The organism is Luteibacter aegosomatissinici, assembly GCF_023078495.1.
Taxonomy (GTDB): domain Bacteria; phylum Pseudomonadota; class Gammaproteobacteria; order Xanthomonadales; family Rhodanobacteraceae; genus Luteibacter; species Luteibacter aegosomatissinici.
Window position 1 is genome coordinate 572,293 of record NZ_CP095742.1, and the last position, 21,453, is coordinate 593,745.

General features: G+C 66.7%; 20 protein-coding genes. 4 read left to right on the forward strand and 16 right to left on the reverse strand.

The features are described from left to right. Positions 1–69: 69 nt before the first annotated feature. The 5 genes from L2Y97_RS02555 to L2Y97_RS02575 all read right to left on the reverse strand — a co-directional run bounded on the left by L2Y97_RS02555 (position 70) and on the right by L2Y97_RS02575 (position 4,299). Complete coding sequence (locus L2Y97_RS02555) at positions 70–1,152, reverse strand: DNA topoisomerase IB (RefSeq protein WP_247432577.1); 1,083 nt, start codon at positions 1,150–1,152, stop codon at positions 70–72. 55 nt (positions 1,153–1,207) lie between these two features. Further along, positions 1,208–2,377, reverse strand: coding sequence for a class I SAM-dependent rRNA methyltransferase (locus L2Y97_RS02560; protein ID WP_247432579.1), 1,170 nt, complete (start codon positions 2,375–2,377; stop codon positions 1,208–1,210). Positions 2,378–2,396: 19 nt separating this feature from the next. Beyond that, a complete protein-coding gene (locus L2Y97_RS02565; RefSeq protein WP_247432582.1) occupies positions 2,397–2,840 on the reverse strand; it encodes a hypothetical protein in 444 nt (147 codons plus the stop codon). Positions 2,841–2,905: 65 nt separating this feature from the next. Further along, positions 2,906–3,850, reverse strand: coding sequence for a serine/threonine protein kinase (locus L2Y97_RS02570; RefSeq protein ID WP_247432585.1), 945 nt, complete (start codon positions 3,848–3,850; stop codon positions 2,906–2,908). Then, positions 3,847–4,299, reverse strand: coding sequence for a hotdog fold thioesterase (locus tag L2Y97_RS02575; protein ID WP_247432588.1), 453 nt, complete (start codon positions 4,297–4,299; stop codon positions 3,847–3,849). The genes L2Y97_RS02570 and L2Y97_RS02575 overlap by 4 nt, the downstream gene beginning before the upstream one ends. Positions 4,300–4,347: 48 nt before the next feature. On the opposite strand from L2Y97_RS02575, the gene L2Y97_RS02580 reads away from it, so the two are divergent. Next, complete coding sequence (locus L2Y97_RS02580) at positions 4,348–5,400, forward strand: 2Fe-2S iron-sulfur cluster-binding protein (RefSeq protein WP_247432591.1); 1,053 nt, start codon at positions 4,348–4,350, stop codon at positions 5,398–5,400. Positions 5,401–5,410: 10 nt separating this feature from the next. On the opposite strand, the gene L2Y97_RS02585 is transcribed toward L2Y97_RS02580, so the two are convergent. The 3 genes from L2Y97_RS02585 to L2Y97_RS02595 are packed head-to-tail and all read right to left on the reverse strand — an operon-like array spanning position 5,411 to position 6,810. Next, entirely contained in the window at positions 5,411–5,854 is a 444-nt protein-coding gene (locus L2Y97_RS02585) for a rhodanese-like domain-containing protein (protein WP_247432594.1), read from the reverse strand. Positions 5,855–5,899: 45 nt separating this feature from the next. Then, positions 5,900–6,316 carry a hypothetical protein gene (locus L2Y97_RS02590; RefSeq protein ID WP_247432597.1) on the reverse strand — a complete coding sequence of 139 codons (417 nt, stop codon included), beginning with the start codon at positions 6,314–6,316 and terminating at the stop codon, positions 5,900–5,902. Between the two features lie 29 nt (positions 6,317–6,345). Beyond that, complete coding sequence (locus L2Y97_RS02595) at positions 6,346–6,810, reverse strand: YiiD C-terminal domain-containing protein (RefSeq protein WP_247432600.1); 465 nt, start codon at positions 6,808–6,810, stop codon at positions 6,346–6,348. Between the two features lie 138 nt (positions 6,811–6,948). Here L2Y97_RS02595 and L2Y97_RS02600 point away from each other — a divergent pair, with 138 nt between their 5' ends. The 3 genes from L2Y97_RS02600 (at position 6,949) to L2Y97_RS02610 (ending at position 10,182) form a co-directional block, all read left to right on the forward strand. Continuing rightward, positions 6,949–7,719, forward strand: a complete 771-nt coding sequence (locus L2Y97_RS02600) for a uroporphyrinogen-III synthase (RefSeq protein WP_247432602.1) — start codon at positions 6,949–6,951, stop codon at positions 7,717–7,719. Positions 7,720–7,783: 64 nt separating this feature from the next. Beyond that, positions 7,784–8,932 carry a uroporphyrinogen-III C-methyltransferase gene (locus tag L2Y97_RS02605; RefSeq protein ID WP_247432605.1) on the forward strand — a complete coding sequence of 383 codons (1,149 nt, stop codon included), beginning with the start codon at positions 7,784–7,786 and terminating at the stop codon, positions 8,930–8,932. Then, positions 8,929–10,182: a heme biosynthesis protein HemY gene (locus L2Y97_RS02610; RefSeq protein WP_247432608.1), complete on the forward strand. Its 1,254-nt coding sequence runs from the start codon at positions 8,929–8,931 to the stop codon at positions 10,180–10,182. The genes L2Y97_RS02605 and L2Y97_RS02610 overlap by 4 nt, the downstream gene beginning before the upstream one ends. A gap of 8 nt (positions 10,183–10,190) precedes the next feature. On the opposite strand, the gene L2Y97_RS02615 is transcribed toward L2Y97_RS02610, so the two are convergent. From L2Y97_RS02615 to L2Y97_RS02650, 8 genes are all read right to left on the reverse strand, one after another. Then, positions 10,191–11,339, reverse strand: coding sequence for a hypothetical protein (locus L2Y97_RS02615; protein ID WP_247432611.1), 1,149 nt, complete (start codon positions 11,337–11,339; stop codon positions 10,191–10,193). Between the two features lie 120 nt (positions 11,340–11,459). Further along, entirely contained in the window at positions 11,460–13,175 is a 1,716-nt protein-coding gene (locus tag L2Y97_RS02620) for an Hsp70 family protein (protein WP_247432614.1), read from the reverse strand. 95 nt (positions 13,176–13,270) lie between these two features. Beyond that, positions 13,271–14,149 (reverse strand): J domain-containing protein, encoded by an 879-nt coding sequence (locus L2Y97_RS02625; protein ID WP_247432616.1) that lies wholly within the window; start codon positions 14,147–14,149, stop codon positions 13,271–13,273. A gap of 127 nt (positions 14,150–14,276) precedes the next feature. Next, positions 14,277–16,484 carry a DNA helicase II gene (gene uvrD, locus L2Y97_RS02630; protein WP_247432619.1) on the reverse strand — a complete coding sequence of 736 codons (2,208 nt, stop codon included), beginning with the start codon at positions 16,482–16,484 and terminating at the stop codon, positions 14,277–14,279. A 60-nt stretch (positions 16,485–16,544) separates the two neighbouring features. Next, positions 16,545–16,763: a hypothetical protein gene (locus L2Y97_RS02635; protein ID WP_247432622.1), complete on the reverse strand. Its 219-nt coding sequence runs from the start codon at positions 16,761–16,763 to the stop codon at positions 16,545–16,547. Between the two features lie 79 nt (positions 16,764–16,842). Continuing rightward, positions 16,843–17,688, reverse strand: coding sequence for a sulfotransferase family protein (locus L2Y97_RS02640; protein WP_247432625.1), 846 nt, complete (start codon positions 17,686–17,688; stop codon positions 16,843–16,845). A 35-nt stretch (positions 17,689–17,723) separates the two neighbouring features. Next, positions 17,724–18,731 carry a LacI family DNA-binding transcriptional regulator gene (locus L2Y97_RS02645; RefSeq protein WP_247432628.1) on the reverse strand — a complete coding sequence of 336 codons (1,008 nt, stop codon included), beginning with the start codon at positions 18,729–18,731 and terminating at the stop codon, positions 17,724–17,726. Positions 18,732–18,741: 10 nt separating this feature from the next. Then, the gene (locus L2Y97_RS02650; RefSeq protein ID WP_247432630.1) at positions 18,742–21,450 is read right to left on the reverse strand and encodes a glycoside hydrolase family 2 protein; all 2,709 of its coding nucleotides are present in this window, start codon (positions 21,448–21,450) and stop codon (positions 18,742–18,744) included. Positions 21,451–21,453 lie beyond the last annotated feature (3 nt).

The window sequence follows — 21,453 nt, forward strand, 5'->3', positions numbered from 1 at the left end:
ACATCGTTTCCAAAACCCCTGCAAGATCGAACGCGAACCCCGTGCGCGCACTATAGCCGTCCATATGCCTCATGGGGAGCGCTTGCCGGCACGCAGTCGTCGGCGGAGGAAAGCCAGGGTCAGCGCTTCCAACTTGCGCGGCTGGTGCGGGCCAACCGGGGCAACCTGGCGGTGCAATTCGCCATCGGCCCAGCCCAGGAATACTTCCGGGTGGATATACGAGGCGCGGCAAACCGCAGGGGTATTGCCGAGAACCGCCGCCACATCCTTCACAGCCTGCGCAAGCGCCGCTTTCATCGCCCGCTCGCCGCCTTCATGGGGTATGGGCGTGGCGGCAAGCACCGCGACGGCCTGGACCGTGCCGCCCCAGGTACGGAAATCCTTCGCCGTGAATTCCCCGCCCGTCACGTCCCGCAGGTAATCATTCACCATGCCCGAATCGATGGGCTGTCGCTGGCCCTCGTCATCCACATACTGAAAAAGCCGTTGGCCGGGAAGCTCCTGCACCCGCCGCACCGCCTTGACCAGCCGCCGGTCATCCAGAACGACGTCACGCCACTGCCCACTCTTGCCGCGGAAGTGGAACTCGATCCGCCCACGTCGCGCCTCCACATGCCGGGAGCGCAGCGTCGTCAGTCCGAACGAGTGGTTCTGCCGTGCATACGCGTCATTGCCCACGCGGATCATGGTTTCTTCAAGCAGGCTGACCACGAGCGCCAATACCTTGTTGCGGGGCAGCCCCGGTAGCGAGAGGTCCTTGCGCAGGCGGCGGCGTAACGCGGGCAGGGCGGCACCGAACTCGAGGATCCGTGTGAACTTTCCGCGGTCACGCTCGCTGCGCCACTTTGCGTGGTAGCGGTATTGCTTGCGCGCCCGGGCATCCCTGCCAGTGGCCTGCAAATGGCCGCGCGGATGGGGGCAAATCCATACCTGCGTGTAAGCAGGCGGGATCGCGAGGGAGCGAATCCGGGTCAGCACCTCCTCATCGGTGACGCGCTTGCCATCGATGCCGATGTACTGAAAGCTCTTGCCGCGCCTGCACCGGGTGATGCCATCGTCGGTATCGCACACGTAAACGAGGCCCGCCGCTTTCGCGTGGGCCCGCTCATCGGTTGCCACCACGAGGGCATCGGCAGGAGGTCGTCGGGACATGGCCGGCAGTGTGTGCCGGCCGGCGATCAAGGCGCGGTGAACGCGCCGTCAGGCACTAGCCCACCCGGCAGAATGCTGCCTTGAGATAGCGGTTCTCGGGGACGTTGCTCGCTACCGGATGGTCGGCGCCAGCGCCATCCACGTGAAGGATCTGGATATCACGCCCGGCGTTGAGCGCCACGCGGCGAATCATCTCGAGGAAATCGTCCTCACCCACCAGGCCGGTGCACGAGCAGGTGAGCAGGATGCCGCCAGGCGCGAGCACATCGAGCGCCGTGCGGTTCATGGCGAAGTACTTCTTCAGCGCGTTGACCACCTGGTTGCGATCGCGGGTGAGCTTGGGCGGATCAAGCACCACCGCATCCCAGGTTTCACCCCGGGCGATGGCCGCGCGCAGCCACTCAAAGACATCGCCTTGTTCGAAGCGTGCTTCCACGCCATTCATGCGGGCGTTCTCGCGGGCTACTTCCAGGATCGCCGCGTCCGCATCGACACCGGTGGCTTCCAGCGCGCCGGCCTTCATGGCGTGCACCGCGAAACCGCCGGCATTGCAGCACAGATCGAGCACGCGGCGGCCACGCGCCAGTTCGGCGAAGCGGCGGCGATTGTCGCGCTGGTCGGCGAAGAAGCCAGTCTTGTGCCCCAGGCCCGGTGCCGCATGGAACGCCAGGCCATGCTCGTGCACATCCACCGCCGCGGGTGCATCGTTGGAGCGCACGTCGAAGGATTCCTGGCGCTGCACGTGCTGCTCGGCGAACCAGTAGAGCGATGCGCCCGGGAAATGCTTTTCCAGCTCGGCGTGGATGGTGTCGCGGAAGCGCCACATGCCCGCGGCGAAATACTCGACGACCAGGTGGTTGGCGTAGCGATCCACCACCAGGCCCGAAAGGCCATCGCCTTCGCTATGCACGACGCGCCAGGCATCGCTTACCTCGTCCAGGCGCAGCAGGTGGCGGCGCAGATCCACCGCGCGGGCGATCCGGGCCGCGATCCACGCCGCGTCGATGGCTTCATCCGGCGACGTGGTGAGCAGGCGCAAGGCAACGCGGGCGTGGCCGTTCCAGAAGCCGCGGCCCACGAATCGGCCCTTCGCGTCGACCACATCGACGACGCTGCCGGGCGGAATACGCTCGGCGGGCTTCAGGACCTGGGCGGACCACACCCACGGATGGCCGGGGACGCGGTCGGATTTAAGCTGGATCTGGGGGATTGCGGCGGTATTCATCGGTGAATGATACCGGCCCTCAGCGCCCGAAGCGCAGGATGAGCCAGGAAACCAGTGCCAGCAGGTTGATGCCGATGTGCGCCGCGGAGGGCCCGCCCAGGGCCAGCAGCCACCCGTGCTCGGCGATCGCCCAGTCAAAACCCAGCCGCGGTGAGCGTTGCAGGGTCATGGAAAGGTTCGCATAGGCACCCGAGGAGAGGGCGTAGCTGAAGAACGACGTGGCGACCAGCGGCGCCTGCAGGAACTGGGCCCAGATCGACATCTGGGTGCCGCGCGCGTCGTTGCTGGCCAGCAGCACGCCGGCCACCAGGATGAATGCGAACAGCAGCACGCCGAGCACGGTGACCACCGCATCCAGGCCACTCATGCGCGATCCGAGCAGGTGGTCTACCTGGCGCACCAGGCCGTACAGGCCGCCGGCAATCTCGAACACGGCAATGACGCGGGTGAAGAACGAATGCATGCAAACTCCCAGGTAGCGGACGGCGCATTATGGCCGCCCGCGCTATCGGCTGGCCGAACGGCCGTTCAGAGTGCCTCGGCGGCCTCGTGCAGGTCGGTAATGTGCTGTTCCCACCATCGCGGCTCGGCGGCGAAAGGGAAGGCGGCGGGGAATGCCGGATCGTGCCAGCGCTCGGCGATCCACCCGGCGTAATGCACCTGGCGCATGGCGCGCAGCGCGGGTACCAGCGCGAGCTCGGTGGGGTCGAAATCGCGGAACTGGCCGTAGCCTTCCAGCAGCGCCTCGAACATGGCGTCGTCGGAGGCGAGCATCCACAGGTCCTGCACGGCGGGCCCCATGCGCGCATCGTCCAGGTCCACGAAATGCGGGCCGGCATCGGTCCACAACACGTTGCCCGGGTGGCAATCGCCATGCAGGCGCAGGCGCTGCACGGGCCCCACGGCTTCGAAACGCCCGGAGACCGCGTCATCGACGCGCATGACGGCAGCGCGATACGCATCGAACAGATGCGCGGGGAGCAGGTCCGAACCGAGTGCTGCCCGGGCAGGACCATCGATCATCGTGGCGCGGTCCAGCGTCGTGCGGTGGTGGAAGGGCTCGCGCGCGCCGATCGCGTGCATACGCCCCAGCAGGCGGCCCAGCCATTCCAACTGGTCGGCTGATTCCAGTGAAGGCGCCCGGCCACCGCGGCGCGGATAAACGGCATAGCGGAAGCCGTCGTGGCGCAGCAGGGTTCGCCCGTTGAACACCTGCGGAGCCACCATCGGAATCTCGGCGGCGGCCAGTTCCAGGGCGAAGGCATGCTCTTCGCCGATCGCGGCATCGTTCCAGCGCCCGGGCCGGTAGAACTTCACAACGACAAAGCCGCCATCGTCCAGGCCGACCTGGAACACCCGGTTCTCATAGCTGTTCAGCGTGAGCAGGCGGCCGTCACTCCACGTACCGGTCGCGTCCACCGCGGCCAGCACGACGTCGGGCGACAGCGCCGCGTAAGGCGCTGCCTGGGTCACGAGCGCAGGTTCCCGGGCGCGCCACCGGGCGACGGGATCACCGCCATGGTCAGGCGCGACAGGCACACCAGCTTGCCGGTTTCCTCTTCGATGCGGATCTCCCACACCTGCGTGGTGCGGCCCAGGTGCACGGCCTTGGCCGTACCGGTGACGATGCCGCCGCGCACGCCGCGAATATGGTTGGCGTTGATATCCAGCCCCACCGCGATTTCCTTCTCCACATCCAGCGTGAGCAGGGCGGCTGAACTGCCGAGGGTTTCCGCCAGTACGACCGATGCGCCGCCGTGCAGCAGGCCGAACGGCTGCTGCGTGCGATGGTCCACCGGCATGGTGCCGCGCAGCCAGTCGTCGCCGAACGCCGTGAAGCGGATATCCAGCGTCTCCATCATCGTGTTCCGGCTCCAGCCGTTGATGCGGTCCAGGTTGAGCGGTTGCTTCCAGATGGCCATCGTGGGCGCGGTTCCATGGGAAAGCCCCCATTGTCCTACAATGGGCGGGTGCCTACCGTAACCCTGATCGCCTCCGGCAAGCGCTTTGACGCGGCCGCCGACGAAACCGTTCTCGAAGCCGCCCAGCGCGCGGGAATCGCTCTCCCGTACTCATGCCGTGGCGGTGTCTGCGGCAGCTGCAAGGCCACCCTTGTTGCGGGCGAGTGCGCCTATCCGTACAACCCCCCGGTGGGCCTGTCGGCCTCGGCGCGGGAGCACCACGGCATCCTCATGTGCCAGGCCGTGCCGTGTGGCGATATCGCCATCCAGGCACGCGAGATCGCTTCCGTAGAGGACATTCCGCACAGGCGCGTGGAAACGGAAGTGGCCGAGCGGCGCATGCTGGCGCCTGATGTCGTGGGCTTGTGGTTGCGACCACTGGGCGAGCCGTTGCGCTGGCTTCCCGGCCAGTACCTCGATGTGGTGCTGGAAAACGGCAAGCACCGCCCGTTTTCCATTGCCAGTGGACCGCGGCCCGATGGCCTGGTGGAATTGCACGTGCGGCATGTCCCGGGCGGCGGCTTCACCTCGTGGGTGTACGACGCCCTCAAGGTGGGCGATCACCTGATGATCGAAGCGCCGCTGGGTACCTTCGTGCCGCGCGAGGATTCCGAGCGGCCCATGCTGTTCATGGCGGGTGGCACCGGGTTTGCCCCGGTGAAGGCGGTGGTCGAGCATTTCATCGCGCTCGGTACGCGCCGGCCCATGCACCTGTATTGGGGCGTGCGGACCACGGAAGACCTGTACCTGGGCGAGCTGGCCCGCGGCTGGGCCGCTGAGCGGCCCTGGATCACGTTTACGCCCGTGCTATCCGATGCGGATGCGGCGCGGGCGGCGGGGCTGCGCGAGGGGCTGGTCCACGAGGCCTTGCTGGCCGATCACCCCGACCTTTCCGGCTTCGACCTCTACATGAGTGGCCCACCGGCCATGATCGCCGCCGGCCGGGACCTTTTCCTCGACGCAAAGTTGCCCGAGGACAGGCTGTTCTACGACTCGTTCGACGTGGCGCCGGATGTATTGGCCGCCATCCTGCGTGGCCGTGCCGGGATTCACGGCCTGTAGGGGGCGTTTCTTATTTCTTGCCCTTCGCGGTGGGCAGCTGGGCGTTCTGCCAGGCGTAGGTGCCGCCATCGAGCACGAACACGCGGGTGAAACCGGCCTTGACCAGACGGCTGGCGGGCTTCGACAGCGTGCGGCCGTCCTTGTCGATCAGCACCACCGGCAGGTCCTTCGCCTTGGCGAGGTCCTTGTGCTCCGGGTCGAACTGGCTCATGGCCACGTTCTTCGCGCCTGGGACATGAGCCTTCTCGAAATCCGCGCTGGCCGACAGATCGATGATCAGCGGGTTGTCGCGGTTGATCAGCTGGGTGAGCCCGGCCGGGGTCAGGCCCTTCCACTTGCGGAAGAGGGTGCCGACTTCCGTGGCGAGCAGCGCCACCAGGATGGCCACGAACAGGCCGACGAGGGCCAGGTGGTTGCTCGCAAACTCGGGCAACTTGTGCAGTACGTCGTTCATCGGGTCCTTGCTCGTCCCGTGGGTCAACCGTCGATTATATAGCGATCAGTGCGGGGAGAAGTCCGGCAGGCCGGTCATCAGGGTCCAGCGGTTCTTCTCCTTGTCGTAGTGCCAGCGCTGCTGGTCGACAAAGCTCCGTTCCGCCTGGGTATTCACGTTCACCACGTTGATCTGGACGGTCTGGACCACCTCGTCGTCGCCATCCGGGCGCGGGCCGCCGCCTTCGTCATAACCGGTCACCCTGAGCTGGCCAAGCCGGCTCTGCTCCAGTGAGCTCATGGGGTGATCCTTGGCGTAATCCTTGTCCACGAAGGACTGCGCCACGTTGTAGTCGCCCCAGCGGATGGCCGAGGCGTACTGGTTCAGCGTGCGGGTCAGTGAATCGTTGCGTACATCGCTGGCGCAACCGCCCAGCGCGGCGGCACAGGCAATGGCGAGGAAGGGCAGGGCGAAGCGGCGCATGGCAGTTTCCAACGTGGCGTCGGCGGGCATTATGCCCGGCGTTTGGCCACGAAGCGTGCCGACAGGGTCGCGGCCGGCTTGTCGCCCGTCCCCGGAACCACGCAGGACAGATCGGCCCGGGCCCTGCCACGGGCATCGAGCGTGGTGAAGAACGTTTTCCAGCTGCCGCCCACGGCCAGGCTGGCCTCGGCGCGGAGGTCGTCCCATACCGGGTCGAGATAACGGATCGACGAGTCGCCGACGAACAGGTCGCAATCGTCGCCACGACGGCGCAGGTTGGCTTCCACCAGGGCCCAGCACGCCAGCGTCATCAGGCTGGCCAGGCTGCCGCCGAATGCGCACCCCTTGTCATTGATGTTGGGCTGCAAGGGCGCGGTCATCACCAGGCGCTCGCCATCGCAGCCCGGTATGTGGATGCCCATGGCGCGCGCCAGGGGGATACTGTCGAGAATGAAGCGTTCGAGGGTGGCGAAAGTCGGGTCGGGCGTGGTCATAGACGCGGGAGTCTACGTAACGCGCCCAACCGTTCGCATCCGTACGGCTTGCCCCAACCTTCGGCATTGGTCGGGTGTCCTCCGCGTTTTCTATGCTCGCGTGTCCCCCGCGTCGGTCCCCCCTGCAGGAAGCACCCCGTGAGTCGTTCGCAGCCGCTACGCAACGTTACCGTTGTTATCACCCGCCCCGCCGGGACGGCGGGCCCGCTCGCCCGCCGCGTGCGCAAGCTGGGCGGCATACCCGTGAGCGTGCCGGGCCTGTCGCTGCGCGCGACCGAGGATGCCAGTGCGGTGGATGCCTCGCTGCGCCGGGCCCTGCAAGGCGATCTGCTGATCTTTACCAGCCCCGCGGCTGTGCGGTTCGCTGCCGATGTGCTGCCCCTGGCCACGCGCGCCACGGTGGCAGCCGTCGGCCGTGGCACGGCGCGCGCGCTCAGGACCGTGGGCGTCGCCAACGTGCTGTACCCCGAAACGTCGCAAGATAGCGAAGGGGTCCTCGCGTTGCCCGAGCTGGCTAGGCTGGCGGGGCGACGGGTTGCCCTGATCGGTGCTCCCGGCGGCCGCGGCGTGTTGCGCGAGCAACTGGCGGCCCGTGGGGCTGTGCTGGATGAAGTGCATGTTTACCACCGGGTCGCCCCGCGCATCGATCGCCGCCATATCGATCCGCTGCTGAAGCTCACCCGCCGTTCCGCGGTCCTGCTTTCCAGCGCCGAGGCCCTCGATCACCTGCATCGGGCGCTCATCGCGCCGGCCTGGCGGCGCCTTGTCCAGGCGGTTGCCGTGGTGAGCAGCGAACGCTTGCGGGTGGTGGCGCTGGGCATGGGCTTCGAGCGGGTGGTGGTCGCCTCGTCCGCGCTGCCGGCCGATCTGCTGGCCGCCGCCGCCGAGGTGTCGTTCACGCGCCGTTGAACGATGTATTCCGTGCGTTTGCGTATGGCCTGCTAGCATGCCCGGCATGACGACCGAGACGCCCATGACCGAATCCGCCCCGGCCAACCCAGCCCCGGCCGCTCCCATCCCGCCAGCGGGCACGCGCCGTGCGCCCGATCCCGCGCCTCGACGGGGCGGCGGTGGCCTGGCCCTGGCCATCTTGCTCGCGCTCGCCGCGGCAGGAGCGGCGGGTTACACCGCGTGGACGGTATGGAACATGCGCCAGGACCTGGGCGCGGCCAATGGCCTCAAGGGCCAGGTCGATACGCTGCAGACCGCCGTGGATGGGCTTCGCGATGACAACGCGAACCTGCGCCGCCGGCTCAGCGATGCGGATGGCGTAAACCGCTCGGCGCGCGAAGAAGTCCTCGGCATGGCCGAGCGCACCAAGAATCTCGAAGACGCCGTCGCCAATCTCTCCGAACGAAGCCTGAGTGGCCACGACGCCATGTTGCTGGACGAGGCGGAGTCGCTGCTGCGGATGGCGAAAGAGCGCTTCGCGCTGTTCGGCGATGCCAGCGGCGCGCTGTCCGCGTACGATCTGGCGGACAAGACGCTTGCCGGTGTGAACGACAGCGCGTTCGCCGCCGTTCGCCAGAACCTGACGGCAGAGCGGGAAGCATTGGAAGCCGTGCAGCCGAGGGCGCGCGCCAATGACCTGGCCACTCTGGCCGACCTGCGCGCGCAGATTCCGACCTTGCCGCTGAAGACTATCGACAGCCAGGCAGGCGCCGACGAAGAACGGACGTTCTGGCAGCGCGCGGGCAACGCCCTCGGTAGCATCGTGCGCATCAGCCACGATGAAGGCACGCCACTCGGCCTGGCGGATGATCGCCTGGCGCGCGAGCTGGCGGCGCTCGATGTCGCGCACGCCGAGGCGGCGGTGCTGGCCTACGATGACCGCGCACGTGCCGATGCGCTCAAGCGCGTGGACGCCACGCTCGTCGCGCACTTCAACGTCCAGGCGCCCTCGGTGCAGACCGCGCGCCAGCGTATCGCCACGCTGCTCGCCAGCCAGGCGAAGGGTGGCGAGCCCAAGCTCGGGGCCGCGCTGGAAGAACTGCGCAACCTGCGCTCGGTGCACGCATTGAAGGCGAACGCCGGGACGGCAACGGCATCGCCCGCTCATGCGGCTTCGGCGCCGGCGGCCGCGCCTGCCGCGGCATCGTCCGCAGCGAAGGCAACGCCATGAAGCTCTGGCGCTGGATCGTAGGGCTTATCCTCGTTGCGGTGATCGCGGCGTTCGCCTGGCACTGGGTGGCCGACGACCCGGGTTACGTCATGATCCATCTGCGCGGTACGACGCTGCAGATGACGGTGGTGACGGCCGTTGTGCTGCTGCTGGTGGCATGGGCGGCCATCGCGTTCCTCGTCGCGCTCATTCGCTGGCCGTTCGGCGCCATGAACAGCCGCCATCGCCGCCTGAGCCGACAGCGCCTCGCCGACGGCCTTGTCGCACTGATCGAGGGGCGCCACGGCGAGGCCGAGCGCGACCTCAACCGCGCCGCGCGTTACCCCTCGGTCCGTGGGCCGGCATTGCTTGCCGCTGCCGAGGCCGCGGAACGCCATGGTGAATCCTCGCGCGCGATAGAGACGCTCGACCTCGCCGCCCAGGAGACGCCGCGTGCCGCGCGCGTGCTTCGCGCAAGGCTCATGCGCCGCACCGGGCGCGCCGCCGAAGGCGCCGCGTTGCTGGCGCCCGAGGCCAACAGTGGCGCGCTCACGCCTGCCGGCTGGGTGGAGTTCGCCGAGGCCTCGCTCGCCAGTGGTGACGCACGGAACGCCATGCGTGCCCTGGAGCCGCTGCGAAAGAGTGGCGAGCTGGGTGCGTCAGCTTTCAATGAACTCGAATCGCGCGTGGTCACCGCGGCGATCGTCGCACAGCCCGATGGCGCGTCACTGTCCGCCTTCTGGTCGCAGTTGCCGAAGGGCCAGCGCCGCCTGCCAGCGGCCATCGATGCCTATGCACGCCAGGCCATGCGCTACGGCCAGTCGATGGCGGCGATGGATGAGATCGAATCCGCGCTCCGTCGCGAATGGTCGCCCGAACTGGTGGCCACGTATGGCGGCATGGGTGCGGAAGACCTGGAGCAGCGTGTACGCCGCGCGGAGGCATGGGTCGACACGCACCCGAATGATGCCGTGCTCCTGACGGCCGTCGGCCGCATGTGCGTGCGCATGCACCTGTGGGGCAAGGCAAGGCCGTACCTCGAGCGCGCGCTGGCCATTGCGCCCAGCGCAGTCGCATGGGAAGCGCTCGGCGATGTGTACGTCGGCGAACAACAGCCCGAGCTGGCGCAGCGTTGCTATCGAAATGCGTTCGCACTTGCACGCGGAGAGGCGGCGGAGAGCCTGCCCGAGCTGCGCATGGGTCGCATCGATACGCGGGTGACGGCGGTGGAAGAGCGCGACCAGCACGGCGTGCCGCGGCTTTCACCGTAACGCGGAGCTTAAGGGCGTGGCGCGCCATTGATGCCGCCCGGTGCGCGCCAGTGCCCATCCAGCGCGCAGCGCTGCGCGCGCCGCTTGGCTTGCACCACATCGTTGGCGGGCATGCCGGCAAAGGCATCCGGTGCGTCGAGCCGCGCATAGAGCGCCATGCATTCGCGTGGCGTGAGCGGCTTGTCGCTGAAATCGGGCAATGGCTCGCCCTGGTGGTTCTTGTTCGCCGTAAAGATGCCGTTTGCGATGAGGTAGAACAGCATCAACGCAAACCAGGTGATCGCCCACGCAAGCGGCGGTAGGCGGAAGCGATCGCGGCGTCGCGTGCCTGCACTGCGGCGAGGGTATATCGCTGCGTCGGGCGCGGCGCGTTGCAGGTACTCCTCGCGCGTAGACCGCGGCAATCGCTCGAACGCGTCTTGCCACGTGCGCAACTGCGCCGGCGTGAGGTGGAGTGTGAGCCAATCAGGTATCCGCTCTCGCAACCGGCCAATATCAGGCCAGCGCCGCGCCGTGTAGTCGTCGACACCACCCTGGGCCCGTTCAAGCAGGGCGAGCCAGGTCGAACGCCATCCTGCGTCGAGTGAAAGCCAATCTTCTGCCTGGGAAAGCACGCGGGCGATCCATGTGGCGCGTGGGTCGCTGGCGCGCAAGCGGCCCACTTCGTGCCAATGAAAGGCGTGGGTGGCGGCATCGAACAAGGCATGCCGACGCGGGATCGCGCAGGCCTGCAGCGCATCGATCAGGAGGTCTTCGAACTGCCCTGGCGCATCGATATAGCCGTGGCGCAGCGAGGCGACGACGCCGTCCAGTAAGGTAGGCACGGTCTCGGTGCTCGCGCCCGCCAGCGCCAATGAAAGCTTACCTAGCGCGTCCGCTGCGCTCGTGTCGGTCGTGACCTCCACTCCCGGCGACTCGTCAGCTACCGGCGCCGCAGGCGTCGGGGGCGTGGCGATGTCGCCCGCGTCGGTGTCAGCCGCATGAGCCTCGCACCACGCGAGCGCTGCCTCGTAGGCGTGTCGTAACCGCTGGAATCCGGCAGGATCCATCTCCGCGTCCATGCCACGGAGGCGTGCGGCGTAAGCCCGGCGAACTGCCAGGATATCCGCGTGCGCCGGCAGGCCCAGGGCGTCCATGTGCCAGGTGTCGTCAACCATGCGTTCGGCGGCCCGTCGTCATCAGTCGCGAACGCGGGCACTTTGCCCAATTCGCATCATGAATACCCGGCAGTCGCGGACCGCAAGGAGCGCCGGGAACCTGAGCGTCAGCATGATCGCTCATTCGCCCCGGTCTGGCGCGAAATGGCTGTCCGCTTCGATGGCCTTCAGGGCGTCACGGAACTGAATGGCATCCCGTGCGATGAGCCGGGGATCCTGGGTGGCGAGTACCTGTTCGAAGCGGCTGATCATTTGGCCGACGAACTCGCGGGCCGAGCCTAGCAGTTGCTCGTAAAGGCGTTCCGCCCTGGCCAGCAGGGTTCGGTTTTCCAGGGTATCGCGGGGATGGATCTTGAGTGCTGACAGGGCATCGAGCCGCCTGGCGATCTCCTGCGGTGACATGTGCGCCTGGCCACTTTCGACGACAAGGCGGCGCGCTTCGCCAGTGGCGACGACGCGCACTTCCACCTCGAGAAGTCCATTGACGTCGTAGGTAAAGCGAACATCGACCCCGTTGGCATGCGCGGGACCGGGTTCGATAGGGATCTTGATCTCGCCCAGGCGAATATTGTCACGCACCATGCGTGATTCGCCTTGGTATACCCGGATCAGGATCTCGCGCTGCTGGGCGTGGGCGGGATAGAAGCGCTCCACTTTGCTGACGGGTACGACCGTGTTTCGTTCAATGATCGGCGCGTAGTAGCCCTCGGCCATTTGCCCTTTCTCGAGCGCCCGCACGACTTCGGTTCCCAGCGTATACGGGCAAACATCCGTCATGACGGTTTCGTCGAGCGCCTTGTCCTTCATCTTCAACCCTGCCTGGACGGCGGCACCCAAAGCGACGACTTCGTCCGGGTTGAGCCCCACGGCGGGGAAGCGGCCAAACATCCGGGTGGCCAGCGCACGGATCATCGGCATGCGCGTCGCACCACCGGCAAGCACGACGTTATCCAGGTCGGCGGCGCGTATCCGTGCATCGCGCAGCGCGCGCTCGATCGGGCGCCACAGCCGGTTCAACAGTGGCTCCGCCATTTTCTCGAACGCATTGGCATCCAGTTCCACGTTCGCGTGCTGGTCTTGCCACTGGATCTCGAACGAGGCCTTGCCGTGCATGCCGAGTTCACGCTTGGCCGACTCGGCCCGCGCGGCCAGCCGCTGCATGAAGCCGGCGTCCATGCGTGCCGCTTCCCGGATACCGCGGGCGAAGGCGAGGTCGGCGATAAGGGTGGCGAAATCCTCCCCGCCGAGCATGTTGTCGCCGGCGCTGGCGCGCACCTCCATGACGCCTTCGAACATTTCCAGGATCGATACGTCGAACGTGCCGCCGCCCAGGTCGAATACCAGGAACTGGGTTTCACGCTGGCCTTCGTGCATGCCGTAGGCAAGTGCCGCCGCGGTCGGTTCGTTCAGCAGGCGCTCCACCTTGAGCCCGGCGAGCTCACCGGCCACGCGCGTTGCCTTGCGCTGCGCATCCGAGAAGTACGCAGGGACCGTGATGATCGCCTCGGTCACGGGCTCACCCAGGAACGCCTCGGCGTCGTCCTTCAGTGCCCGGAGTACCAGCGCGGAAAGCTCTTCCGGCCGGAAATCACGGTCGCCCAGCCGCATGAGCCGCGCGCTGCCCATGTAGCGCTTGAACAGTGCCGCGCTCAGGCCGGGGTGCGTTTGCAGCCGTTCCCGCGCGGCCTCGCCCACAAGGACGTGCCCATCGGCATCGATCCCCACGCACGATGGCGTCAGGAAACTACCCAGTGCGTTCGGCACCAGGCGCGGGCCGCCGTCTTTCCACACGGCAACCAGGCTGTTGGTCGTACCAAGGTCAATACCGACGATCATGCGTGTCCCTGACATCCGTGCGCCATGCTGGCGCGCTATCCGTTGTTTAGCGGCAGGCGTAGGGTGGCCTTGAACCAGCCGCCCGGCACCGTGGGTTAATGGAAGAACGAACTCAAGAGGCAGAGGGCGATGAGGCCAAGGAAGATCCACTGAAACCAGTACGCCAGCCCTCGCGGTGGCTTTTCGCCGGCGGTTACGAGCGCTCGTTGCTCGTGCAGTTGCTCCCAGGCGCCAGCCTGCTGCGCCGTCAGGTGCAGCGCCATGAAGTCGCGTTGGTGGTTCATGGCCTCGCGTGCCGCGGGCCACAGTGCCACGTGGGCCTGCAGCGGTGCGCCACGTGCCAGCGCCTCGAGCGTGTTGAGCAGGCGTGGGCCATCCCACGTCTTTGACAGCTCGTGGCGCTGACGCTCGATCGTCTCCACCCAGCGGCCTTCCGCACCTAGCTGACGGAAGTGGCTGACATCGTTCCAGCCGAACTGCTCAAGTGCGATGCGGAAGATGGCGGCGCGTTGGCGCATGCCGCCCACGGCCAGACGCTCGATCAGCCCTGCCTCGAAGACCGTTGCCGCATCCGCACGCTGAAGCCGCAATGCGGTGAGGCAGGCGGTTAGCTCGCTGGCGATGTCGGCGTCGGTGCCCTCGTGCACCCGCGCGCAGAAGCGATCGAGGGCCCGGTGGCCGATGACCAGAGCCGTCTCCTCGCGTGCTGCGGTCGCTACGGGGGCCGCAGCCGGGGAGGGGGCCGGGGTGGTGCCTGGCGCGGGAAGCTCCTCCGGCGGGGCGATGTCGCCCACGGCCCCGCCACCGGCGACAAAGCTGCGCGCCACCTCGTAAGCCTGGCGCAGGCGATCGAACGCCGCGGGGTCCCCCGCCTGGTCGATGGCCTTCAATTGCAGGGCGTACGCCCGCCGTACATCGCGCTCGCCAGCGGATGCATCCAGCCCAAGGTGGGCAAGGAACCAAGGTATCGTCATGCGCTGCGTCCGTGCCGAAGTACGACGGTCATGTCACCCCAACCAGGGCGCGCGCGGCGCCCAAATCCCCGTTAGCGGCAGGCGCGGCCCCTGCCTTTAGCCCCCGTACCGCCGCGATGGCGTCCCCTTACAGCGCGGTCAGGTTCGCATAAGCGTAAACCAGCCACTTGGAACCTTCATCCTCGAAGTTCACCTGGACCCGCATGTGGGCCCCGGCGCCTTCGGCGCTCACGATCGTGCCCTCGCCGAATTTCGGGTGGCTCACCCGCTGGCCAAGCTTCACCGGCATGGGCTCCGCCAGGCTGCTGCCCCCGCCGGCGAAGCGATCGGCATACGCCGGGCGTGAGACCTGCACCCGCGGCCGCAGCTCGTCGATCAGCTCAGGGGGTATCTCGCCCAGGAACCGCGAGGGTCGCGCCAGCATCTCGGTGCCGTGCATGCGGCGGGATTCGGCGTGCGAGACGTACAGCTTCACGCGAGCGCGGGTGATGCCCACATAGGCCAGGCGGCGTTCTTCCTCCAGCCGGTTGTCCTCTTCGGTGGAGCGCTGGCTGGGGAACAGGCCTTCCTCCATACCCACCAGGAATACCACCGGGAATTCCAGGCCCTTGGCCGAATGCAGCGTCATCAGCTGCACGCAATCGTCCCAGGCCTCGCCCTGGCCCTCGCCCGCTTCGAGCGCGGCGTGGGAGAGGAACGCGGAAAGCTCATTGAGGCCCGCGTCGGTATCTTCCGGGGTCATTTCGAAGCGGCTGGCGACGTTCACGAGCTCGTCCAGGTTCTCCACCCGGGCCTCGCCATTCCCCCGCTTGTCGTTCTCGTAGAAATCGCGCAGGCCGGTATGCGTGATGGCGTGCTCGATCTGTTCGGCCAGGTCCAGGGCGGACGGCGCATCGTCACCCTCGGCGTCGCCGCCACGGAACGTCCGGTGCATCTCGTCGATCAACGCCAGGAAGGCCTTCACGGCATTCTTCGCGCGGCCGGCCAGCGAGCCCATGGCGATCTCGTTGAGCGACGCCTCCCACATGGAACTGCCTTCGCTACGGGCGCGCCGGCGCAGCTCATCCAGCGTACGATCGCCAATGCCGCGCGGTGGCGTGTTCACGGCGCGCTCGAAGGCCGCATCGTCGTGGCGGTTCGATGCGAGGCGAAGATACGCCAGGGCATCCTTGATTTCCGCGCGTTCGAAGAAGCGCAGGCCGCCGTACACGCGGTAGGGCAGGTCGCGCTGGATCAGCTGTTCTTCGAAGTTACGCGACTGCGCATTCGAGCGGTAGAGGATCGCGCAATCGCGCGCGTTACCGTGCTCGGCGATGTATTCGCGAATGCGCTCGATGACGAACCGCGCTTCATCCTGTTCGTTGTACGCGGCGTACAACGCGATGCGGTCGCCTTCGTCGCCATCGGTCCACAGCTGCTTGCCAAGGCGGCCACCGTTGCGGGCGATGACCGCGTTCGCCGCGTTCAGGATCGTGGAAGTGGAACGGTAGTTCTGCTCCAGGCGGATGGTCTTCGCGCCCGGGAAATCGCGCAGGAACTGCTGGACGTTTTCCACTTTCGCGCCGCGCCAGCCGTAGATCGCCTGGTCGTCGTCGCCGACCACGAAGACCTGGCCGGTGGCGCCGGCAAGCACGCGGATCCACGCATATTGCAGCGTGTTCGTGTCCTGGAACTCATCGATCAGCAGGTAACGCCAGCGGTCCTGGTAGTGCTTCAGGACGTAAGGATCCTTCAGCCACAATTCGTGTGCGCGCAGCAGCAGTTCCGCGAAATCGACCAGGCCGGCGCGCTGGCACTGCTGTTCGTACGCCTTGTACACCTCGACGAAGGTTCGCGTGACCGGGTGGTCGCGGTGCTCGATGCTGTCGGGGCGCTTGCCTTCATCCTTCCACTGGTTGATCTGCCACGCGGCCTGGCGCGGCGGATAGCGGGCCTCGTCCAGGCCCATGCCAGCGATCACGCGCTTGATCAGCCGTTGCTGGTCGTCGGAATCCAGGATCTGGAAGCCCTCGACCAGGCCGGCCTCGCGCCAGTGACGGCGCAGCAGGCGGTGGGCAATGCCGTGGAACGTGCCCACGGTGAGGCCCTGGGTACCACCCGGCACGATGCCATCCAGGCGCGAGCGCATCTCGCCCGCAGCCTTGTTGGTGAACGTGACCGAGAGGATAGCCCACGGCGGCACGCCCTCGACCTGGGTGAGCCAGCCGATGCGGTGCGTGAGTACGCGGGTCTTGCCGGAGCCGGCGCCCGCGAGGATCAGGTAATGGCCTGGAGGGGCGCTGACGGCCTCGCGCTGCGCGTCGTTCAGGCCGTCGAGAAGATGGGATACGTCCATCCGCCCATTGTAGCGGAGAGGGGGCTCCGGGACCTGCCCGGAGCCCTTGGCGGGGCGGTCTTAGCCCTTCCGGGAAATGCCCGCCACGGCCACGATGCCGCCGATCACGATACCTGCAATGCCCACCCACTGCGGCAGTGCCTTGTCATGGGTGGCTTCGACCTTGGCCGAGCCGATCTGGACCAGCGTATCGGTCTTCTTATAGCTGCCATTGCCGGCGACGACCCAGATGCCCAGGCCGATAAGGATGACGCCGACGATGATGAGTCCTGCTCGCATGGGGGTGCCCCTGTGTGGATCGGTGGCGGGAGCATGCGTTGACGAATGTGAGCGTGACGTAAGCGCCGCCCGGCCCGCGTCAGACGATGGTGACCTGCTGGATATTGTTCTTCGGATCGGCCCAGAACGCCTCGTTGGCGAAACGCCCGAACACCTCGCGCGGAAGAACGGGTGTGCGTTCCACGGCCTCGACCTTCGCGCGCACCGAATGCAGGCCGGGCATGCCCACGCGCGCGTCGAACTCGTCGGCGCTGTATTCGATGTTGTCGAAGTCATGTGCAAACCACGGCTCGCCAAGGAAGGCATACACGGCGCGCAGCGCCGCTTCGGGGTCTCGCACCAGGCTTTCGTAGGTGAGCAGCAACAGGTGGTCCCGGGCGTGCGCACCGTAGAACGCTTCCTTCACCGCCTGGTAGGCGAAGCCGACCATGCCGCGTGGATCGGTCAGTGCTTCGACGCGGGAATACACGGTGGTGTTCGTGTCATAGCGGAACACCTTGCTGACGCTCACAGGCTGCTTGAGTACCAGCCGCTCCATGCTGTCGAGCACCCAGGCCAGCTGGCGCACGCAGGCAATGACCTTCACACCCGGGAACAGTGCATTGAGCAAGCCCATGCGGCTGCACCACAAGCGGCTCATGTCGAAAATCGCCTCGGGGCGGGAGTCGACCGAGTAAAAATTCTCGACCAGGCCGCGCAGCATGGCGGTGCGTTGGTCATCGGTGACGTCGAACGCAAAATCGTTCCTGCTGCTGGCCTCGGCAATGACCACGCCCATGATGTCGGCGACCGGGCTGGTCATGCCGGCGCGGAACCGCGGGTTCTGGTTCAGGATAGCCGCCAGCAACGTGGTGCCCGCGCGTGGCAGCCCCGAGATGAAATGAAACCGGCGCTGGGTATTCGGGGCATCGGGCGTCACGGACATACGGTGCTTCCTCGGGACGGTAGTGGAGCAGTAGATCAGCGCACGGGCGCCGTGGATGCGCGCAGGCGCATTTGGTATTCGACCTCGACCATGCGCGGCTCGCCCTTGCCCAGGAGCCCCAGCAACAGCTCCTCGGTGGCGCGCTTGCCCATGTCACGGACGGGCTGGTGCACCGTGGTCAGCAACGGCCACACCTGGGTCGCGATCGTCGTATCGTCAAAGCCGCAGATGGATATATCGCCGGGTACGGAGACGCCCGCTTCGGCCGCGGCCCAGATGGCGCCGACGGCCATGTCGTCGTCCGCGGCGAAGATGGCCGTCGGCCGTTGCTTCAAACGCAGCAGCTGGCGGGCAGCGTTGACACCCGATTCGAACGAAAAGCGGCCTTGCACCATGTAATCGGGGCGCTCAACCAACCCGGCGCGCTTCATGCCGTCGCGAAAACCTGCCAGGCGCCATACGCCAGCGCCGTGCTTGGGATCACCGATGATGTGCGCGATCCGGCGGTGCCCCAGTTCAACCAGGTGCGCGACCATCGCCGCGGCCGCCTCGCGCTCGCGCAGAATCACGCCAGCGATGCCCTTGGGCTTGCGAGGGGCGATGGAGGTAAACGGTAACCCCGCGGCGCGCAGGTGCGCGAGCAGGGCCGGGTGATCGGTGATCGGCGGCGTGAGGACCAGGCCATCGGGGCGGTGGCGCCACAGGATGCCTTCCACGCGCTCCATGAAATCCGGGGCGGTGGAGTCCAGCGGCTGCACCATCATGCTGTACTGGTGCGCCTCGCATGCCTCCTGGACGCCAGCCTGCACCTCCATGACGTAGCTGGGCGACAGGTTGTCGTAAAGCAACCCGATCATGAAGGAGCGGTTGGAGGCGAGGCTGCGTGCCGAGGTGAGCGGCCGGTAGTTCAGCTCGGCGACGGCCGCCATCACGCGATCGCGCACTTCCTTGCGCACGCCGGGCTCCTGGTTGAGCACGCGTGACACGGTCTTCTTCGACGTATCGGATGCACGAGCCACATCGTTAATGGTCACGCGCGACATGAAGGCCTCTTCAATGCTTCGTTCCCTGGGTAACCCCCGCCGTGAACTGCGCCACGGGGGCGTTCCAACCCTCCACTTCGACCACCGTGCCTACAGCGCCCCCTGCCGGGTAGCGTGCGGTGAGCACGATCGATTCGCCGGGCCAGAGCGTGACGTCATTGTCAGACCACGTCACGGGCAGCGCAAGCTCACCCTTCGGCCCGCGGCGTATGGACAGATGTTCCTGCACGGCGGCCGCCGGTGATGTCGAGGGCACGGAAAGGGTGACCGTCGTGACATCGTCGCTGCCCTCGCGGGTGGTTGATACGCGGACCTCACGCGTCGCTCTCGGCAAGGTCGCCAGCGCAGTGAAATCACCGTACTGCGTCAGCGGCGTGAGGTACCAGTTCGACTTCGCCCAATCCAGCGTATCGGCCCGGGTGGAAAGCCAGTAGACATTGCGGCTGATGGCCTTGCCATCGGCTGCCGCAAGATCCAGCTCAACAAAGTAGACCGTGGAGAGGTCCGTTACTGCAGGCAGGTCGAGCACCGCCTGCGTGCGGTTGCCAGGCAGGTCGATACCCTGCACTTGTTTCTGGAAGCGCACGCTGCCATCGAGATTACGTACCCTGACCGTCGCCGTCAGTGCATGCTGATCGGCCAGGGTATGGTTCACGACCACCACGCTGCGCGAGTCATACGAGTACTGGATGTGCACGGGCTCGTTGGCTTTCTTCGCGCCGTAGTAGGCACCGGCCGGGTTCATGTAGTAGTCGTAGAGGTGCCAGTGCAGTGACGGCCAGGCGTTGTTGAGCATCCAGTAGATGACGCCGGTAGCCGGGTTGTCGGCCCCCATGCGTGCATTGAACGCTTCGAACTGTGCGCGCACGTTGTCGTAGTTATCGAGCTGGGCTTTCGCCACATAGTCAGCGAGCCCGGTGGGTGCTCCGTAGCGCCGGGCCAGCGCAGTGTCGAAGGGGGTAAGCACAGCAAATGTCGACCAGTCCGCCGAGGCGTGGTACTGCCGGGCCTCGGGGTACTTCCACAATGCCTCCTGCTCCTGCACAGAGAGCATGCGTTGTACATCCTCGAGGCGCGGAATCGTCGCGCCAGCGCTCACTTCCGAGTCGAAGCCGAACGCGCCGCCCAGCTTGTCTGCATACCAGTACGACGGGGGGATCCAATCGTAGGGTCCCGCCATTTTCATGCCCGAGGGACCTGCTTCGGCGGTCTTCTCATCCACCGCCGCCGAGATAACCGGTAACGACCAGTCTTCCGCGCGCAAGGTATCCGTGTACATTTTGGCGAGCGCCGGTGGGGGCGCATGGTCGCTACCGATGAAGAAGCCGATCACCGATGGGTGGTTGCGGAGCAGGCGTGCCTCACTGGCCATCGATGCCTGCGCCACGCGCATGTCGGCGTCGTTCCACGGCTCGCCGCCCGTCTTCGCCGCTGCCTCCCACTTGTCGCAGCATTCCCAGCCGGCCAGGATCAGGATCCCGTGTTGGTCAGCAAGATCGTAGAACCGCTGGTTTTCCAGCTTGCCCTCGCTGCGAATGGTGTTGATGCCAAGATTCACCACATAGCTGAACTCGGCATCCATGCGTGCGGGGTCATCGCGCAGGAACATGTCAGGTGCCCAGCCGCCGCCGCGAATCAGCAGGGGCTGGCCGTTGATCGTGAACTGGCGATAGCCCTGGTGGGTAAGGGTGGATTCGACGCGCCGCACACCGAACCGCGTGGCCGCGCGATCGGATGCCACGCCATCCACCGTGGCGCTGACCGCCATGTCGTAAAGCGGGTGGTCGCCCATGCCGATGGGCCACCAGACCTTGGGGTTATCCAGTGTGGCGGCGGGCGTGCTGCCTGCAGCGAACGACACCACCTTTACTTCGCCGGGAGCGAGGTGCACGGTCTGCTTGACGGGCTTATCCGCGACCGTGCCCGTGAGCGTCGCGTCGTGCGCCACGCTATCCAGGTTCGTTGCCGTGACCTTCACGGACAGCGTCGCCTGCTTCAGGTCGGCCGAGAGCGTCGGCAACACGAGTGGCGCACTCAAGGCCACGGGCCCCGTCTGGATGATATCCACGCCACGCCACGGGCCCATATTGTTGTCGGGCGGCGTAGGGTTCCAGTCCACCCAGCCGATGGACAGGCTCATCCGCGGATCGCCGGGATAGACCTTCAGGGCCAACGCGTTGCTGCCAGCACGTACCCAGCGTGTGACGTCAATATCGCGCACGGGGTAGGCACCCGCGAGGTTGGTGTGGTCGGCGACCTGTTTGCCATTCACCCACAGATCCGCGCTGGCGATGATGCCGTGCGTGCGAAACAACGTATGTCGCCCGCTACCGGCCTTTGCCAGGCTGAAGCCGGCGCGATACCACCATGGCGTCACGAACAGGTTTCCGCTCGCGTCCGGTACCTGGACAGCGCGCAGGTTGTCGCTGTGGAAGACGTCGCCCTTGAACACCTGGTTCTCGAGCAGGCCGGCCATGACCGTGGCACGCCCGGTGACCGGGAACCACTCGGTGGTGGCGAAGCCGCTGGCCGAGATGGCCGCGCCGCCTTGCTGCGCCTTCGCGCTGTCCTGGATCTGCCAGCGACTGATTGGGCTGACAGTGCCGGCCTCCGCCGCAACGCGCGTATCGGCGTAGGTAGTGCTGGCCATCGCCTGTGAGCCGCAAGCGAAGCTGGCCAGGATGACGGCGGCGAAAGCGGTCTGGACGGGGTTCTGCATGGC

What these genes read in the sequence shown, in the direction of transcription:
- L2Y97_RS02565 (WP_247432582.1), bottom strand. Translation starts at nt 2,840, where the DNA reads ATGCATTCGTTCTTCACCCGCGTCATTGCCGTGTTCGAGATTGCCGGC.
- uvrD (WP_247432619.1), bottom strand. Translation starts at nt 16,484, where the DNA reads ATGGACGTATCCCATCTTCTCGACGGCCTGAACGACGCGCAGCGCGAG.
- L2Y97_RS02590 (WP_247432597.1), bottom strand. Translation starts at nt 6,316, where the DNA reads ATGCGCCGCTTCGCCCTGCCCTTCCTCGCCATTGCCTGTGCCGCCGCG.
- L2Y97_RS02625 (WP_247432616.1), bottom strand. Translation starts at nt 14,149, where the DNA reads ATGACGATACCTTGGTTCCTTGCCCACCTTGGGCTGGATGCATCCGCT.
- L2Y97_RS02560 (WP_247432579.1), bottom strand. Translation starts at nt 2,377, where the DNA reads ATGAATACCGCCGCAATCCCCCAGATCCAGCTTAAATCCGACCGCGTC.
- L2Y97_RS02640 (WP_247432625.1), bottom strand. Translation starts at nt 17,688, where the DNA reads ATGTCCGTGACGCCCGATGCCCCGAATACCCAGCGCCGGTTTCATTTC.
- L2Y97_RS02610 (WP_247432608.1), top strand. Translation starts at nt 8,929, where the DNA reads ATGAAGCTCTGGCGCTGGATCGTAGGGCTTATCCTCGTTGCGGTGATC.
- L2Y97_RS02575 (WP_247432588.1), bottom strand. Translation starts at nt 4,299, where the DNA reads ATGGCCATCTGGAAGCAACCGCTCAACCTGGACCGCATCAACGGCTGG.
- L2Y97_RS02650 (WP_247432630.1), bottom strand. Translation starts at nt 21,450, where the DNA reads ATGCAGAACCCCGTCCAGACCGCTTTCGCCGCCGTCATCCTGGCCAGC.
- L2Y97_RS02555 (WP_247432577.1), bottom strand. Translation starts at nt 1,152, where the DNA reads ATGTCCCGACGACCTCCTGCCGATGCCCTCGTGGTGGCAACCGATGAG.
- L2Y97_RS02620 (WP_247432614.1), bottom strand. Translation starts at nt 13,175, where the DNA reads ATGATCGTCGGTATTGACCTTGGTACGACCAACAGCCTGGTTGCCGTG.
- L2Y97_RS02615 (WP_247432611.1), bottom strand. Translation starts at nt 11,339, where the DNA reads ATGGTTGACGACACCTGGCACATGGACGCCCTGGGCCTGCCGGCGCAC.
- L2Y97_RS02605 (WP_247432605.1), top strand. Translation starts at nt 7,784, where the DNA reads ATGACCGAATCCGCCCCGGCCAACCCAGCCCCGGCCGCTCCCATCCCG.
- L2Y97_RS02645 (WP_247432628.1), bottom strand. Translation starts at nt 18,731, where the DNA reads ATGTCGCGCGTGACCATTAACGATGTGGCTCGTGCATCCGATACGTCG.
- L2Y97_RS02585 (WP_247432594.1), bottom strand. Translation starts at nt 5,854, where the DNA reads ATGAACGACGTACTGCACAAGTTGCCCGAGTTTGCGAGCAACCACCTG.
- L2Y97_RS02595 (WP_247432600.1), bottom strand. Translation starts at nt 6,810, where the DNA reads ATGACCACGCCCGACCCGACTTTCGCCACCCTCGAACGCTTCATTCTC.
- L2Y97_RS02635 (WP_247432622.1), bottom strand. Translation starts at nt 16,763, where the DNA reads ATGCGAGCAGGACTCATCATCGTCGGCGTCATCCTTATCGGCCTGGGC.